Annotated in this window: 16 protein-coding genes, 1 pseudogene and 1 other annotated feature; of the genes and pseudogenes, 1 reads left to right on the top strand and 16 read right to left on the bottom strand. The window is 35.4% G+C overall.

Features of this window, described 5'->3' with window-relative positions; translation table 11 throughout:
* Positions 1–29: 29 nt before the first annotated feature.
* The 4 genes from LZ578_RS04360 to LZ578_RS04345 all read right to left on the bottom strand — a co-directional run bounded on the left by LZ578_RS04360 (position 30) and on the right by LZ578_RS04345 (position 4,652).
* On the bottom strand, positions 30–752 hold the full coding sequence (locus LZ578_RS04360) for an amino acid ABC transporter ATP-binding protein (RefSeq protein ID WP_235146106.1): 723 nt from the start codon (positions 750–752) through the stop codon (positions 30–32).
* The gene (locus LZ578_RS04355) at positions 745–1,392 is read right to left on the bottom strand and encodes an amino acid ABC transporter permease (protein WP_235146105.1); all 648 of its coding nucleotides are present in this window, start codon (positions 1,390–1,392) and stop codon (positions 745–747) included. Before LZ578_RS04355 ends, LZ578_RS04360 begins: the two co-directional genes overlap by 8 nt.
* A gap of 92 nt (positions 1,393–1,484) precedes the next feature.
* Positions 1,485–1,713 (bottom strand) — a binding site (T-box leader).
* A gap of 167 nt (positions 1,714–1,880) precedes the next feature.
* The gene (pepF, locus tag LZ578_RS04350; RefSeq protein WP_235146104.1) at positions 1,881–3,692 is read right to left on the bottom strand and encodes an oligoendopeptidase F; all 1,812 of its coding nucleotides are present in this window, start codon (positions 3,690–3,692) and stop codon (positions 1,881–1,883) included.
* A gap of 111 nt (positions 3,693–3,803) precedes the next feature.
* Complete coding sequence (locus LZ578_RS04345; protein WP_235146103.1) at positions 3,804–4,652, bottom strand: pyridoxamine kinase; 849 nt, start codon at positions 4,650–4,652, stop codon at positions 3,804–3,806.
* 154 nt (positions 4,653–4,806) lie between these two features.
* Here LZ578_RS04345 and LZ578_RS04340 point away from each other — a divergent pair, with 154 nt between their 5' ends.
* Positions 4,807–5,304: an ECF transporter S component gene (locus LZ578_RS04340; RefSeq protein WP_235146102.1), complete on the top strand. Its 498-nt coding sequence runs from the start codon at positions 4,807–4,809 to the stop codon at positions 5,302–5,304.
* Positions 5,305–5,364: 60 nt separating this feature from the next.
* Here the strand turns inward: LZ578_RS04340 and helD are convergent, their stop codons facing one another.
* From helD to LZ578_RS04285, 12 genes and pseudogenes are all read right to left on the bottom strand, one after another.
* The gene (helD, locus tag LZ578_RS04335) at positions 5,365–7,608 is read right to left on the bottom strand and encodes an RNA polymerase recycling motor HelD (protein ID WP_235146101.1); all 2,244 of its coding nucleotides are present in this window, start codon (positions 7,606–7,608) and stop codon (positions 5,365–5,367) included.
* A 206-nt stretch (positions 7,609–7,814) separates the two neighbouring features.
* A pseudogene (locus LZ578_RS04330) lies at positions 7,815–9,037 on the bottom strand (acetyl-CoA C-acetyltransferase).
* A gap of 26 nt (positions 9,038–9,063) precedes the next feature.
* Positions 9,064–9,837, bottom strand: a complete 774-nt coding sequence (locus LZ578_RS04325; protein WP_235146100.1) for an SDR family oxidoreductase — start codon at positions 9,835–9,837, stop codon at positions 9,064–9,066.
* Positions 9,838–9,978: 141 nt separating this feature from the next.
* Positions 9,979–10,635: a hypothetical protein gene (locus tag LZ578_RS04320; RefSeq protein ID WP_235146099.1), complete on the bottom strand. Its 657-nt coding sequence runs from the start codon at positions 10,633–10,635 to the stop codon at positions 9,979–9,981.
* 87 nt (positions 10,636–10,722) lie between these two features.
* Positions 10,723–11,388 carry a DUF6320 domain-containing protein gene (locus LZ578_RS04315; RefSeq protein WP_235146098.1) on the bottom strand — a complete coding sequence of 222 codons (666 nt, stop codon included), beginning with the start codon at positions 11,386–11,388 and terminating at the stop codon, positions 10,723–10,725.
* A complete protein-coding gene (locus tag LZ578_RS04310) occupies positions 11,385–12,794 on the bottom strand; it encodes an alcohol acetyltransferase (protein ID WP_235146097.1) in 1,410 nt (469 codons plus the stop codon). The genes LZ578_RS04315 and LZ578_RS04310 overlap by 4 nt, the downstream gene beginning before the upstream one ends.
* A gap of 5 nt (positions 12,795–12,799) precedes the next feature.
* The gene (locus LZ578_RS12430; RefSeq protein ID WP_255763972.1) at positions 12,800–13,207 is read right to left on the bottom strand and encodes an alpha/beta hydrolase fold domain-containing protein; all 408 of its coding nucleotides are present in this window, start codon (positions 13,205–13,207) and stop codon (positions 12,800–12,802) included.
* Positions 13,207–13,740 (bottom strand): alpha/beta hydrolase fold domain-containing protein, encoded by a 534-nt coding sequence (locus tag LZ578_RS12425; RefSeq protein ID WP_255763937.1) that lies wholly within the window; start codon positions 13,738–13,740, stop codon positions 13,207–13,209. Before LZ578_RS12425 ends, LZ578_RS12430 begins: the two co-directional genes overlap by 1 nt.
* Before the next feature lie 199 nt (positions 13,741–13,939).
* Complete coding sequence (locus LZ578_RS04300; protein ID WP_235146096.1) at positions 13,940–14,599, bottom strand: amino acid ABC transporter permease; 660 nt, start codon at positions 14,597–14,599, stop codon at positions 13,940–13,942.
* A complete protein-coding gene (locus LZ578_RS04295) occupies positions 14,596–15,318 on the bottom strand; it encodes an amino acid ABC transporter permease (protein ID WP_235146095.1) in 723 nt (240 codons plus the stop codon). Before LZ578_RS04295 ends, LZ578_RS04300 begins: the two co-directional genes overlap by 4 nt.
* On the bottom strand, positions 15,318–16,148 hold the full coding sequence (locus LZ578_RS04290) for a transporter substrate-binding domain-containing protein (RefSeq protein ID WP_311198594.1): 831 nt from the start codon (positions 16,146–16,148) through the stop codon (positions 15,318–15,320). The genes LZ578_RS04295 and LZ578_RS04290 overlap by 1 nt, the downstream gene beginning before the upstream one ends.
* 42 nt (positions 16,149–16,190) lie before the next feature.
* Positions 16,191–16,913 carry an amino acid ABC transporter ATP-binding protein gene (locus LZ578_RS04285; RefSeq protein WP_235146093.1) on the bottom strand — a complete coding sequence of 241 codons (723 nt, stop codon included), beginning with the start codon at positions 16,911–16,913 and terminating at the stop codon, positions 16,191–16,193.
* Between the last annotated feature and the right edge of the window lie 196 nt (positions 16,914–17,109).

Raw genomic sequence — 17,109 nt, 5'->3', positions numbered from 1 at the left:
CTAATTCATTTCATTTTTAGTAAAACATATTACAATATTTTAGAAAGAAAATCGATTGTTCGTGCATGTTGTGGGTGATCAAAGATATCATTCGGTTTTCCTCTCTCTACAACCATCCCATCATCCATAAAAATAATACGATCTCCAACCTCTCTAGCAAATCCCATTTCATGTGTCACCACAATCATGGTCATTCCTTGTTCAGCAAGTCTTTTCATTACTTGTAGAACTTCTCCAACCATTTCGGGATCCAGAGCAGAAGTTGGTTCATCAAACAACATCATTTGAGGTTCCATTGCTAATGCTCTAGCAATCGCAATCCTTTGTTTTTGTCCTCCTGATAGTGAGCTTGGATACGCATCTGCTTTATCTGCTAATCCCATGCTTTCCAATAACTTCATTCCAACTTTTTTAGCATCTTCTTGACTTAGTTTCTTTATTTGATGAGGTCCAATCGTAATATTTTGCATGACTGTTAAATGAGGAAAGAGATTAAAACCCTGGAAAACCATTCCCATTTTAGTACGAATTTGATCAATATTTACGTTCTTCTCATTGATTACTTGGTCTTCAAAAATTATTTGACCGGATGTAGGGTCTTCTAATAAGTTAAGGCAACGAAGGAAAGTACTCTTACCAGATCCTGAAGGTCCTATTACAACGACCACTTCTCCATCTTTCACTTCTTCATTAATTCCTTTAAGTACTTCCTTATCTCCAAACGATTTTCTTAAATCAGTTGTTTTAATCACTTTGTTTTAACCTTCTTTCAAAAATTCCTAGTAATGTTGAAGCAATGGTTGTCAAGACGAAGTAGAATACAGCTGCAATTATATAAGGTAAGAATGGTTTATAAGTAGCTCCATAAACGATTTGTGCATTAAACATAAGTTCTCTCATCCCTATTACCGAGATGATTGCTGATTCTTTCATCAAGGTAATAAACTCATTTCCTAATGCTGGAAGAATATTTTTTAATGCTTGTGGATAAATGATTTTTTTCATCGCTAGATTGTGACTCATTCCAATAGAACGAGCAGCTTCCATTTGTCCTTTATCTACCGCTTGAATTCCCGCACGGATAATTTCAGCAATATAGGCGGCTGAATTCAATGCTACGGTTATCACTCCAGAAACAAAATCAGGCAATTCAATAATCATAAATAAACCATAATAGATTATAAATAATTGAACTAGTAATGGTGTTCCGCGAACTACTTGAATATATGCATTAGAGAGATGGTAAATAAATCGGTTGTCAGACATTTTCATAATCGCTAATAAAGATCCTAGAAGAACCCCTATTACAATTGCGATTAATGATAAGGCTACAGTGTATCCTGCACCTTGAAAATAAAGTGGTAAATAGGTTCGTAAAAATTCTATCGACATAGTTTCCAAATCTCTCCTTTTATATTTTACTTAATCACTTATGTAGAAGCATTCTTGTTATTTTAGATAACAAAAAACCGTCCCCTGCTATCGCAAGAGACGGGTCAATTTATATGATTCCGCGGTACCACTCTAGTTGATCTGTCCATATGACAAATCCACCTCATTTTAGTAACGCCTGAAATGCGGAAGAAGCTACTTAACGTTCACTTCTCCATCCATGAAGTGCGTTTCAATCAAACTTTTTCTACTAGGCTTCCACTCTGTCCTAGCTCGCTTTAGAAAAATATTCTGATTTACTCTCTTCATCATTGATGTTGTTTATTTAGTTGTCTTGTTATTTATGTATTCTATTAGATATTGAGTTCCTTGTCAACTGTTTTCTCATTTATTTTTAATTAATTATTTAAATAGTTTTATCACTTCACTCATTTGATTATAAAAATCTATAAAAAAAACAGGATTTTCATCCTGCTTCTTTAAATTGCTTAATTGGATAGTTCTTTGGTTAGTTGAATAATACGTTCTACAGAATCATCTAAATATTGGATGGTATCCTTCAATGGTTTATCTGTTTTAATGTCTACTCCAGCAACAGCTGCTGCTTCTGCAGAACGGAATTGATCTCCACTCTTCAAGAACTTCAACCAATTTTCAACAGCTGGTTGACCTTCTTCTTTCACATGTAGAAATGCTTGAGTCGCAATCGTCAATCCTGCAGAATACGTGTACGAATATAATCCCATATAATAATGTGATTGTCGCATCCATGTTAGTTCTGCTCCTGGATTAATTTCAACTGCATCGCCCCAGAATTGTTCCAATACATTGCGTTTAATTTCGCTTAATTTAGCTGCATCAAAACTAATTCCTTCATCCACCATTTTATATACTTCTCTTTGGTAGGCTGCTTCCAATAAATGAGTTACATAATTATGGAAGTAAGTATCCGTTAGCATTTTTGTTAAGGCAAATCGTTCCATGCGTGGATCATCTGTTTTATGTGTGAGCGAGTCCGTTAATAGTAATTCATTAAATGTAGATGGCGCTTCAATCAAATATAAAGAAGGACTATCTCCTAGTACAGAATTATTTTCTTCTGCTAACATCATTTGCCCTGCATGACCAAATTCATGAATTAATGTATAGACATTACTTAGTTGATCATTCCAGTTCATTAAAACATACGGATGAACTCCTGGCACGATTGTACAGAATCCTCCAGTAGATTTCCCAACATTTTGAGCAAAGTCTACCCAACGCTCTGGATAAGCTTTCAAAATCATTTCGGTATACTCTTCTCCTAGGATGGAAATAGCATCTTTAACTAATTCTTTAGAAGTTTCTACAGTAACTTTTGGTGAATATTCTGGATCTAAGTCAATCTTTAAATCGGCATAAGTAACTTTATCAAGTCCTTTTACCTCTTTTAAATGTGTTATATATTTTTGCATAACCGGAGCTAAATCGGACATGATTACATCAATTTGACGGTTGTACATTTCACGATCAACTTCTTGATCATATAAAAGATAATCAAAGACCGAATCAAAACCACGCATGGTAGCAATTGTTTTTTCTGTTTGTACTTTCGTGTAATAAGCTGCAGCTGTTACATTTTCATATTGTTTTAAAACACTAGAAAATTTATCAAATGCCGCTCGTCGAATCTTCGTGTCATTATGATACATATAAAATTCTTCATAGGAAACAAAACTTAATGGATATTCTGTCCCATCAACCGTAAAGCTACCAAAATCCATGTCAGCTAAGCGAGCTTGTTCATAGATATTAATAGGAGCATTTAAGGTTGGAGATAGTTGAGCTAAAGCCTTTTCTACAGTAGGATCTAGTTGTACTTTTTTATCTTTTTTTGTATGACGAATAAAAGATTGGAATTTCGGTTCAGTTTTTGCTACTTCATCTAACAGCTCATCATCCAATTGAGTGAGTTCAGACATAAAGAAAGACAAGGAAGCAAAAACATTTGCCAATAAATTTTCCATTTTACGTGATTGAATTGTATTTTTAGGATTTGTTAGATCAGTAGACTCTGGTAAAAAAGCATAGTGGTTTACTAAGGAAGCAGATACCAAAATCTTTTCATAGTCGTGAAAGGAGTCCATAACCGTTTCTTGATTTTTCAGATTTCCTGTATATTTTTCTACAAAATTTTCTACTTTTTCTTTTAAGGAATCAACTTCTTTTTCAAATGCTTCTTCTGATTCAAATATTGCTCCAAGATCCCAAGTAAGTTCTACTGGAACTTCAGAACGTTTTTTCATTTCTTCTGTTGCCATATTATTAATCTCCTCATTTCGACAAATTTTATCATTCTTTATTATTTTAAATAACTATTATTCAATTTTACCATTCTTTCAGAACAAGCGGTACTAATTGATTTCATTTGTTTATTGATACAATCGTTCGATCAAATAAGGTAGATCCGTTTCAAATTGGATTCCATATTTCAAATCCATTCCACTTTCTAGTGTTCGCACAATGACCCGATTTATATATTCCACTGCCGTTTTCGTAGCAAATGCTAAAGATTTCCCTTGGAAGAGATAACCGGCTACCACACTACTAAACAAGTCTCCCGTTCCATCAAAATGGGCTGGTTGAATAGGAGCTAGAGCCGATGCATACTCATGTTTCTCTTGATCAAAACAAGCAGCACCAATATTTTCTCCATCATAAGAAATACCTGTTAAAACTGATTTCCCATTATGTAGATGAGAAAGTTCTTGCAAGTATTCGTGAATCATTTCTTCTGTATAAGGAATGGTCGAATATTCCTTTTGCAAAAGAAAACTAGCTTCGGTCATATTAGGGATTAGTACAGATACCATCCCACAAAGTTGTCTCATCTCTGAAATATATTCATCATCAAAACCAGAATAAAGAATTCCATGATCTCCCATAACTGGATCAAGAACACTTATCCCTTCGTCCTTTAAAAAATGTTCAATGATTTCTTCTACTAAACTAATCTGTTCCAGAGATCCTAAGTATCCTATTAAAATACCATCAAATTTCAAGTCTAATTCACGCCAATGAGCTACTATTTTTTTTAGTTCGCCAGTAAGATCTAAAAAGGTATAGTCTGGAAAGCTGGATCCCGTATGTGTGGAAAGTAAAGCAGTCGGCAAGATATTCACACCATTATTCAAACAACTCAACACAGGTAAAGCTACATTCATCGAAATTCGACAACTCGCGGATATATCTTGGATAACTAAAATTCTTGGTTGACGCATCTTTGTCCTCCTGCCTTTCTTTTTTTATTTCATTCCTTTCTTATTATATCAAACGTTTTACTTTTGTGAGAGATTTTAAATTTCAATTCGAATTTTTCCCACTCCATGCTATACTATATGGAAATACAAAAAGGTGGTAATCTTCCTGAATAATATGAATAATGAGCGAAAAACGCATCGGATCGTACTCTTTTCTTTGTTCGCTTCCTTAACGGTAGTTTCTACTCTGTTGTTTAGACTACCCATTCCATATGCGCAAGGTTATCTTAATATGGGAGATGGTGTCGTTTTACTTGCTGCCTTAATTATGGGACCTATGGCTGGTTTTTGGGTAGGTAGCATTGGTAGTGCCTTAGCTGATCTAATTGCTGGCTATGCAATCTATATTCCTTTTACCTTTTTGATAAAAGGAGCAGAAGGTTTTCTTGCTGGATGGTTATATTTTAAAACGAAAAACATTTGGTTGTCCGTCCTTTTATCTGGGGTATGGATGGCTACCGGTTACATTTTAGCAGAATGGTTTTTATTTGGACTACCTGCAGCAATAGCAGCTTTTCCTATGAACCTTCTTCAAGGAATCGTAGGTGCAGGGGTAGCCATTATTCTTTTTCGTATTCTGGGCCCTATTTTCCGAAATAAGTTTCATCTGTAATCCTTTAACTTGTAATCTGAATATAAAAACAGGAATGAGATTTAATCTCATTCCTGTTTTTTATTCTGCTCGATCGTACGTTTCTTTGGCTACTCCCTTAAGCAGTGGCGATTGCTCGTCTTCAACAAGAATATACAATTGATGCATCGCTCTACTGAAAATGGTATACCACACTTGTTTTTGAGGGGAATTTTTTTCATCCATACCTAATGCAAAGACTGTATCGAATTCCAATCCTTTCGCAAGTCCAATCGGCATTACAATAACAGGATGATTTAACGTATCGTTATCCGTATATACTTTTTTAAAAGAAACTTCTAATTGATCCAATATTTTAGTAAATGTTTCAGCTACTTGAATATTGGGAGCTAAGAAAGCAACTCTTTCTTCATTTTTTAAACGTTCTTCCAAACGTACTTTAATTTGTTGTAAATAAGCATCCTCATTTGCAAATAGTACTTCTGGCTTCTTACGAGACCGAATCGGATTTGCTTTTCCATCTGTTAAACTAGCAAATTGATCCGCAAAATCCATGATTTCTTTTGTGGAACGATAACTAGTCCATAATTTTTGCTGATTGATTTCTGTTCCAAAAATTATTTTCAAATCTTCAAAAGCTAAACGATTTTGCCAAATGTTTTGATTAAGATCTCCTGCCATCACATAACGAGCTCCTGGATACAAGTCACGCAACACTTGTAGTTGGAATGGAGTGAAATCTTGTACCTCATCTATACAAATATACTGATAACTTTTTTGTTTTACGAGACCTTTCATTTGCAACAACAGTGCATAAAAACTAGTCATATCTTCTGTAGTTAGCTTATTCTCACGGAGCATATCAGCTACTTCTTGAATATGTTCTTGCCATTCTTCTCTACTAATTTGGAATTTATTTAAATCAACTAGCTGAGGAATCGCACGGAGAAAATGAAGGTATTGATTCTTATACAGGAAATATCCTTGATTCATAATTCGTTTTTCAATTGGTCGAAACGCTTTTTCTACAATCTCTTTTCGCATTCTACCTTCTATATTTACTATCGTGTGAGAATGTGTTTCAAATTGATGAATGGCATCGGTTGAAAGGTTTTGAATTTCTTCCTCTACCCAGTCCTCACTCAATGCTTCTGCTTTTAGCTCTTCCATTCTCTGTAAAAGGAGAGAATTTAAAATATCAAGTTTTGCAGAAAGAGAACCCTTACTCTCAATCCTAGTAAACATTTCTTGCATTTCATTTTTAGAAATCAAAACTTCTTCTCGAAAAATAATATCAGTAAAACGAAGATATTTCTTTTTTAACACTCTTCCATAGCGATGAATGGCTTCATAAAATTCCGAACTTCCTTTTAATACTGCAAAAGCAGTTTGTTCTCCCACTTCTATTTGTTTCAAACGGAAGCTTGGCATTCTCTTTTTTATAAATTGTGAGAAGGTATTTCCTTCCACATCCCATTCACCCAAGGAAGGAAGCACTTGAGAAATATACTCTTGAAATATACGATTTGGTGAAAAAAGTAAAATTTCATTTGGTTTTAAAGAATTTTTAAACGTATAGAGCAAGTAGGCAATTTTCTGCATCATGACTACTGTTTTTCCAGAACCTGCTATTCCTTGAATTAAGACATTTCTGAAATTTGTTTGTCGCACAATTTGGTTTTGTTCCTTTTGTAGTGTAGCGACTACAGCCCCCATCTGATGGGAAGACCCAGACTCTAACACTTCTAATAAATAAGGATCTCCCATAACATTGTCCGTATCAATCATTCCAAGAATTTCACCATCTTTTACGCGGAATTGTCTCTTCAAATCTACTTCAAACGCTTCCGTTCTATCTCCAAAACGCAACCGAACAGTGTCTCCTACATTTCCTTCATAATAAAGCGAAGCAATCGGTGCACGCCAATCTACAATCAAATTCTCTCCCTCTTCAAAAAGAGATCCTATCCCGATATAGATTTGTTCATCTTCATTTTCAACGACTTCTCGATAGTCAATTCTACCAAAGTAAGGTTCTTCTTTCATTTTTTCTAAAACAGCTCTACGATTTTGTACTTGATTCAATTCATTACTTTTTATAGCTAAGTCCTGTTCAAAATTTCGTAGTTCTCCTGATGATTCCCACATTGCCTCTGAGGAACTATTATTAATTTTAATATAAACAGACTCTTTCAACAGTTTCTTTTGACGATCTAACTTCGTGGCATATTCACTTTCTAAACGTTCTGCTTCATTTGACATTACATTTATAACGTGTTCCATTCGTTTTTTTTCTTTATCTATATCTTTTATGTTTTCTACCAATGGTGATCTCCTTTCGAAAACACACTCTATCTATCATGTACGATTTCTTTTCATTATGAAATGAACACATGAAATTATACCATTTATTTGCGATATATTCCATCTACTGCCCTTATGTTTATGATTGATCTTTTTTACGTTTTTTTAACAAAAAGAATCTCGCTGATAGGTATCCATTGCTACCTACAAACGAGATAATTATTTTATTATTTTTTTGATTCAAAATTAGGATTGCGAATAATAATTGCGGTACCCATACCGCCACCGATGCATAAACTTGCTAATCCATATTCGAGATTTTTTTCTTTAAAAGATGAATCAAAGTCACTAAGATTCTATTCCCACTTGCTCCGATAGGATGCCCTAATGCTATCGCACCTCCATTGATATTCGTACGATTCATAAGTGTTTTCTTGTCGATATCGAATTCTTTTGTAAGTTCATGAATGACTCCAAGGCTTTGAGCAGCGAATGCTTCATTTAACTCCAAGATATCAATTTGTTCTAGCGTCAAACCAGCACGTTTCAAAGCTTTTTTAATTGCAGGTGTAGGTCCTAACCCCATGACAGAAGGGTCAACTCCTCCTTGTCCTACAGAAATAATTTCTGCTAGTGGTTTTAAATGATGTTCACGGAGATACGTTTCTCCAACGAGTAACGTAGCACTAGCACCATCATTTATTCCAGAAGCATTTCCAGCCGTTACGGTCCCACTTTTTGTAAATGCCGGTCGTAAACTAGCTAATTTATCTAGATTTGTATGCCGATTCGGATATTCATCTGTATCAATGAGATTAGTTCCTTTACGAGTAATCATTTCTACAGGGGTAATTTCTGCTTGAAATTCTCCTGCATCTACTGCTTGAATTGCTTTTTGTTGAGATTGATAGGCAAATTCATCTTGTTCTTCCCTACCAATTCCATATTGTTTTACAATATTTTCAGCAGTCATTCCCATATGATAATCATTAAAAACATCGGTTAAACCATCTTTTACCATATGATCTTCCATTTCAACATTTCCTAATCTTAATCCAGTTCGAGATTTCCCTGGAACCATGTAAGGTGCTTGACTCATGGATTCCACACCGCCAGCAATCACCACTTGATTCTCCCCTGCTACAATACTCATGTATGCATTCATAACTGTTTTCATACCACTCCCACAAACCATGTTCACTCCATAAGCGGGTACGGTGACAGGTATTCCTGAATGGATAGAAACTTGACGAGCAACTCCTTGTCCTTGTCCTGCTGGTAAGACATTCCCGATCATTACTTCATTAATATCTTCAACAGCTACTCCACTTTCTTTCAAAATACCTTTAACAGCTGTACTTCCTAAATGAGCTGCAGAGGCATCCTTTAAGGAGCCTAAAAAAGATCCGATTGGCGTTCGTTTTGCACCAACGATATATACTTTCTGCATTTATAATAACGCCCTTCCCTATTTTTTTATTTGTTATTTTTATTTTTTTTCTTTTGCTGATTGCCAGTAACGGCGACTACCCATTTTCTAGGAATCAAACGGGATGCGGAGCTTGATAAACGAACAAGTGTACTCGGTACAATAATCGTTTTCTTTTGGAACATTTTTTTTAATCCGTATGATGCACAGTCCTTTGCTGAAATGCTAGAAAGTCCAAAAGAGACTTCTGCTACGTCATTAAATTCAGTAGCAACTGGTCCAGGACACAATGCTCCTATGTATACGTCACTTTTATCATCTGCTAACTCTTGAGCGATTGCTAATGTAAGACTGGTTACATAGGACTTAGACGCGTAATAAGCCGCCATATAAGGTCCAGCTGGAAGTAATCCGGCTACGGATGAAACATTCAAAATAGAACCTTTATTCTTTCTTCGAAAATCTTTCAAAAAAAGATTTGTAAGAATATGAACGGCTTTAATATTTACATCAATCATTTGTAATTCTTTTTCTAGAGGGATATCGGTAAAAGTTCCAAAAGCACCAAATCCAGCACAGTTAATAAGAACCGTTATATTTTTTTCTTTTGTTTTTTCATATACATTCATGCATTCTTCTGGAATTGATAAATCTACACTGAGAATCTCACAAGCGGTATTCACTTCTGCTCGTATTTGTTTTAAACGGTCTTCACGACGAGCCATCAAGATTAATTCATAACCTTGTTTGCTCAATTGTTTAGCCATTTCTCGACCGATACCAGAGCTGGCTCCCGTTATCATTGCAACTTCTTTTTGCATGTCTCTTTCCCCCTACTAAAAGTTCTTTCTCATTTTTTACTTCTTTCAGTATACAGGAAGCTTGCTTTTAACATCTACCATTTCAATTCCTAAATATTTCTTAATAAAAAAAGACGCTTTAATCAGCGTCTTTTATATCATTTATTCCATGGCTAAATCTTTTATTTCAATAAAAGTTTCTTCTGGTTTAGCATCCATTAAAATCTGTTCTTTACCAACTGGAATATCCAAGAAAATAGGCATTGCTGATTGATTTGGTTGAACTCCAAATTCACTTTCATCTAAAGTAAAAGTAACGTGATCCCAAACAGCAGTTTCTCCCACTAAAAAATTTAGTGTAAAACTGAGATTACTTAATGGTTCTCCTACACGGTTTACTCCGATAAAGTAAGCTTGAATATTCCCCTCTTCGTTCTCAATATAATATCCTGTATAACTAAGAGTAAACAAACCTTCTTCGCTTAAGGGTGCACTTTCGGTAGTAAATTGTTCCGCAACCTCTATTACTTCACCAAATAGATCAGATTCTTCGTCTTCTCGTAAGGTGTCAGGGACATACAAACGGATCGATGAAGATTCATCAGTTTCTAGTCCTTCTACATTATTTTTATTACTCTCTTCACTTTTTGATGACTCTACTGGAAGAGAACTCGTAGACTCCATGGAAGTATTGGATTCAACTACCGATGATTGTGCGACAGTATCAGAACCTATGGAGCTAGTAGACTCGTTATCCTTACTACCCGTTGAACATCCGGCCAGTAAAAGTATGAGAGAAGCACTTATTATTCTCTTCATAAATCTTCACTCCTATCATTCTTTTGATTTTATCATAACATAAGCGATATGATTGAAATAATATAATGATATAAAATAAATTTATTTTCAAATAAACATTCTTTTCTGAAACTCTTTTTTAATTTCTTTTCCTTGAAAAATAAAAATGAGGATTAACATAATTAGACTTAAACCAAAAGAAATCCACGCTAGCCATGCTTTTGTAACCCAATCTAAAAATAAAAAGAGAATCGGAACCAGCCCTACTAAAGCTGCAGCCATTAAATACAGAATATAATCCCCCGTTTTTATTTTTATAAATCGGATGGTTAAGAACATGGCTATTATGGAAGCACCACAAATGATTGGCACAGCGTATGTGGTTGACCAACCTGTCCAGCCAATGACGTAATCAAAGTACGCACAAACGAAAGAAAGAGATACTAATAAGTAGAAAATACTTTTAATTAAATTCCGTCGTTTTCGAATAATAATTAATACTACTAACCACATCGTCATAATCCCAAATAAAGCTCCTTGTAATCCTTGTACTTGCCCTTTCCATAAAAGTCCTAGCAAGTAGGTTGCGATGATTATTAAAAAAGAAACGGCTAGCAGGTACTTCGTTGCTTTTTGTTTATCAAATCGTAAAGGAGTATTAGGATAGGGACTAGCTAGTCTTTCTCCTTCTCTTTGTTCTAATTTAGTATCACAAAGAGGACACCTTTCCCAATCGCCTTTTACAGAAACACGACAGTGAGGACAGTAGTTCATTTAGATTCGCCTCCTAATTCCTCTTGCGTAACTTTATTAACAGCAATGGTAATTGGAATTTCTTTTTCAGTAAGCATTAAAGCAAATTCTTGTTCAATGTCGGTTTCAATATAGGGACTAGAAAACGTAACGGTCAAAACCTCACCATGACTAATCGCACAAAATTGAGGACGAACAGCAACCGTATGAAAATATACTTGCTCTATAAAAGGATCAACATACTCGTTAAATTTAACTCGACCTAAATTGGAAATGGCTAAGGTAAGATTTCGATTGTTTTGATGATTGATCCATTTGAGCATCAAATCTTTTATCGGACGAATAGCTATTCGAGCAAAAGGATTGTATTCAAAAGCAATTAATTTAGTTAGCCATCCTTCTAAGCTTTCTTTAGTTAGCTGCGGCTCAAACTGACGCTTTAATTCCTGAGAAATCTCTCTAATCGAGTTTTCCTTTTCTAATTCGTACGTATATTCCAATCGGGTCACACTAAAAAAATTACGAGCGGAATGAGATGGGAAAAATTGACGAAGATTCACTGGCACAGAAACAGCAATCGTTTCGGTGCCTTTAAACTCTTTTGCAGAAAGACGAGTCGCTTCTATAAATAGTGCGGTTAAATAAATTGTTAAAGAGATATTTTCTTTTTTGGCTAATTGAATAACTTCTTTTACTGGAAATTCCATCTCTACAATTCGTGGCCGACTATCTGGGGTATACGTTCCTTTTACTTGATATACTTTTTTACCACTTTTATCACGATCAGCTACCGGCATCAAAAGGCTTTTAGCTTTTTTTCCATAAGCAGTGGCATACTTACCAGCTACCTTTCCTGCTTCCGTCAAAGATTGAATAGCCGATTGTGCAGATTCAGTAAAATTTCGTTGTTCATTTTTATGAAAATAACGGATAAAACTATCTTCGGAGCGATTAATTTGTGGAAGTTCTTCTTCATTGGCATCGATTTCTGGGTGTCGCAACAAAATATATTCCTTTAGTAAATCTTCAAAAAACCACATGGCTCCGGTACCATCAGATAAAATATGAAACACTTCTAAACTGATTCTTTTTTTCCAATGAACTACACGAAAGAGAAGTTCCTTGCGATCAAAGTGATACAAGGCCTCACAAGTAGGTCGGTTATCTAGTTGAACGGTCGGTCTTAGACCACTTTCTTCCAAATAATACCAAAAGAATCCTCTTCTCAAAACACTGTGATAAAGTAAATATTTATCAAATGTTCGATTCAGGGCTTCTTGTAATAATTCCGGATCTACTGTTTCTGTAACCTCCGCACTAATTCGAAAAACTTTTGTGTCTCTCGGAGACATTGCAGCCAAGAAGATATTAGAAGCATTATCCAAACGCACCCATTTTTTGCGGTGCCTGTTCATTCTGCTTTCCAATTTCTTCACTTCCTTTCCAAATCTATCCCTTCATTTAAAAACTCATTGATTAGTTGATAAGCTTTTTGAACAGGTGCCAACGTCATCGGTCCCGTTATAAAATTATGAACGGTATCATACATACGGTAGACTTTAACTCTATTTCCAGCGTCGGCTAATTTCTTACCATACGCTTCTCCTTCATCTCGAAGGGGATCAAATTCTGCAGTAAGAAGAAAGGTATCGGGTTGATTTGTAAGATCATTCTCCATCAATGGCGATATATAGGAAATCTTCCGTATTTCTTCATCCGGCTCATACATTTCCATATAGGCCTGCATCTTTTTAGAAGTTAAGCCGTAATCATATCCATTCTCACAAATACTATCAAAATAAGCCGTTTCTTTATGATCCCAATAAGTAACAGGATTGATTAGGATTTGTTTCTTAGGAAGCTTTTTCCTTCATTTCGCAATCTCAATGAAACTGCAGCTACTAGATTTCCTCCAGCAGAATCTCCAATTAAATTTATATACGAAATATTTGGAATTCCTGTTAATTCCAATTGATGAAGGAGGACATCTGCCACTCGATAACAATCATCAAATCCAGCTGGGAAAGGATATTCCGGAGCTTTTCGGTAATCTACGGACAACACAATTCTTCCTGTTTGTTCCGCCATGCGAATGCAATCGTTTGTGTACGTATCAATATTTCCTAATACCCATCCACCACCATGAAAAAATAATAAGATATCATCATGTTTCTTTTCCTGAGGATGAAAGACACGCACAGGAATATTGTGTGTATTCCCTTCGGCATAAATTTGATGATCCATAATGTTATATCTTTTACTTGGCTTTATTGATAAAATTTCTTGTATTTTTCTGATTTTTAAATAATCTTCTCGCATATCTATTTTTGGCGAAGATATTAATTTTAAAAACATTCTGAAAAGTGGATTCATACTTGGTTCCTCTTGCTTCCTTATTATTTTAATCTATTTAACCTAGCATGCTGTATAAACAGCTTTTATGTCAAGTGTTTGACCCCATCTTGCAGCTGAAATGATTAATTTTTATTAATCTTCTATATCTACTCAAAAAAATAGACTCTGAATGGCTTTTTTCATATCCAGCCAAGCAAGTCTATTTTTCATATCGAATCTAAGTTAATGTTGCATTCTTTTTGTGCCAACGCCTTACGATAGAAGAAAGTGTAAAGGAAATCAAAAAGTAAACCAGTGCTAAAAATCCAAAGATAAGAAATACCTCTGAAGTTTTTGTTACTTTTGCCAATACAATTTGTCCACTTCTAGTAAATTCTAAAATACCTAAGCCGGCTAAAAATGATGTATCTTTAAAGGTAGTTATAACTTGAGATAACAAAGAAGGAATAATCATTTTAAACGTTTGTGGAAGAATGATATACCATAAGGTTTGTGTAAAAGAAAATCCTTGTGAATTTGCAGCTTCAAATTGTCCTTTAGGAATAGCGTTTAACCCACCACGAACAATTTCAGCTACTACCGCTGAAGTATATAAAAAGAGAGCGATGGAACCTTTAATAACTAAGTTTAAACCTGGAATTAAAAAGGCACAAAAAAGCATCCAAAGTAAAAGTGGTGTATTTCGGAATAATTCAATATAAAATCCAGCAATTCTACCAAAAAATATTCTCTCGTAATTCCGCAATAAACCTAGAAATGATCCAAAAAGAATGGAAGCAAGAACAACAAAAACAGAAATTAATAAGGAAGTCTGCAATCCACTCATTAAAAAGTTTAGATTGGAACCTGTGAAAATATTTTGTATGGATTCAATCATTCCATCACCTCCGGCAAATCAATTCCTGTGTCAATCGTGATCCAGTCTTCTCGCTTCAATTTCTCTTCATATTTCCTTGCAAAAGTAGCCAATGGAAAACAGAGTGCAAAGTACAAAAGTCCCGCTACAATATACGCTGGGCCATAATTTAACGAGTAACTTGCATAAGAATCAGCAGCATACATTAAATCTGCTCCAGCAATGATAGCTAATACCGAAGTGTTTTTAATTAAATTCACCGCTTGATTGGTCAGCGGTGGTAAAATAGTTTTTACAATTTGTGGAAGTATGATATAACGCATCGTTTGTACATAGGTGAACCCTTCTGAATAGGAAGCTTCATGCTGCCCATTTGGGACCGCTAAAATTCCTGCTCGAACAACTTCTCCAATGTAGGCTCCATGATATAATCCTACTCCTACCACTCCAATTGTAAACTCAGAAAGCAACAAACCAGCTATTGCTAGTCCATTATATAGAAAGAAAATCTGGATGACTAAAGGAATGTTTTGGAAAAATTCCACATAAATACGTGACAGAACGACAACTGGTTTGTTTTTGGAAGTGGAGAGCACTCCAATGATGATGCCCACTGTTAAAGCAAGAAGGAGTGCCAGTACGGAAATTTGGAGTGTTCTTCCAAACCCTTTCGCAATGGCACCAAATTCGCTAAACAGACTTTCCCACCGCCAAAACGCAAATGGGTTTGTGCTTCTCATCACTCGCCAATGCCCCATTCTGCCTGTTTGTCAGCCAACATACCATCTTTTTCCCACTCATTAATCAAATCATTTACATAATCTGCTAGTTCAGTATTTTGTTTCTTAATCGCAACCCCATAATCTTGAGTAGCAAAACGATCCGGTAAAATTTCACTTGCATCATCTAGATATCCTGCCAAAATAGAACGGTCTACACTAAAGGCTTGAAGTCTACCTGCATCCAATGCTGCTTTGATTTCTGGATACGTAGCATACTCTGAGAATTCTAATTCGATTCCGTATTGTTCTGCTTCCGCTAAAATTGCTTCTTTTGTAGTAGAACTTTGTGATACTCCGATGGTTGCTCCATCCATATCTTTCAAACCTGCATATCCTTCAGACTTCTTCACAAGTAATCCAACAGCATCTTCATAGTAGCGATCGGTAAAATTATATGTTTCTTTTCGCTCTTCCGTAATCGTAAAAGTAGCAATAATCATATTTACTTCGCCATTGTCCAATAAAGGTCCGCGAGTTTTTGCGGTAACTGGAGTCAATTCAATCGCATTTTCATCGCCTAAAATTTCTTTGGCAATATTTTTAGCTAGATCAATCTCATATCCTTCTATTTCATTTGAGTCTGTATTGCGTAAACCAAATCCAGGAACATCTTCTTTTACGCCTACTTTTAGAACTCCTGCTTCCTTAATATCCGCTACCGTAACTTGATTAGTAGTACCTCCTGCTGTTGTGCTATCTGCAGTATCCCCATCACTACTTCCTCCACAAGCCCCCAAAAATAACATTGTAGATGCAACAACACTCAACCATAATGAACGCTTTTTCATTTTCATTCTCCTTTTCTAATTGAATTCAATTTTCTATATGTTTTATCTAAGTATTTTACTCAAGAAACTTTTCGTTCGTTCATTGGTTGGATTTTCAAAGAAATGTTGTGGTGTTCCTTCTTCCACAATCATTCCCTCATCCATAAAAATAACACGATCTGCTACTTTTTTTGCAAATCCCATTTCATGGGTTACCACAACCATTGTAATATTCATTTCTGAAAGCTTAATCATGACATCCAGTACTTCTTGCACCGTTTCAGGATCAAGTGCAGATGTTGGTTCATCAAATAAAATTACTTTCTTTTGGCTACAGAGTGCACGAGCAATTGCTACACGTTGCTGTTGTCCTCCAGATAACATGGCTGGATAAGCATCGGCCTTTTCTCTCAAGCCAACTGTATCTAAAAATTTAAAGGCAATTTCATCTGCTTCTTTTTTGGATTTTTTCTGCAGTTTCATTAAACCTAGAGTCAAATTCCCTAATACCGTCATATGAGGATATAAGTTAAATTGCTGAAATACCATTGCAGAAGTACTTCGAGCCATTGTTAACTTATTTTTTTCAGTCAACTGTTCACCGTCTACGTAAACTTCTCCGCTGGTTGGCTGCTCCAAAAAGTTCATGCATCGTACCGTAGTACTCTTTCCTGAGCCAGAGGGACCGATAATTACTATTTTCTCGCCTTCAGCCACCTCCAAATTGATGTCTTTTAACACATGATTCGCACCAAAGTATTTGTTGACATTTTTTAGTTTGATCAACGCCTAATCAGCTCCTTTGCATAAAGTCCTACTTCTTCTCCAATCAACTTTCCTTGTGCCAGGAAAGTAAATAAGAAAGAGATAGTCTCCGTGATGTATGCAAATATAGTACCGAACGAATAATGAGTTGGTCAACATGAATATCTCATTGAATTGTAATGTAATCTAACATAAAACTCATTTAAACAAAAAAAAC

The sequence above is a fragment of the Jeotgalibaca sp. MA1X17-3 genome, assembly GCF_021513155.1.
GTDB lineage: Bacteria > Bacillota > Bacilli > Lactobacillales > Aerococcaceae > Jeotgalibaca.
The sequence above is the reverse complement of the archived record's forward strand: the minus strand, read 5'-3'. Positions and strand labels throughout refer to the sequence as shown.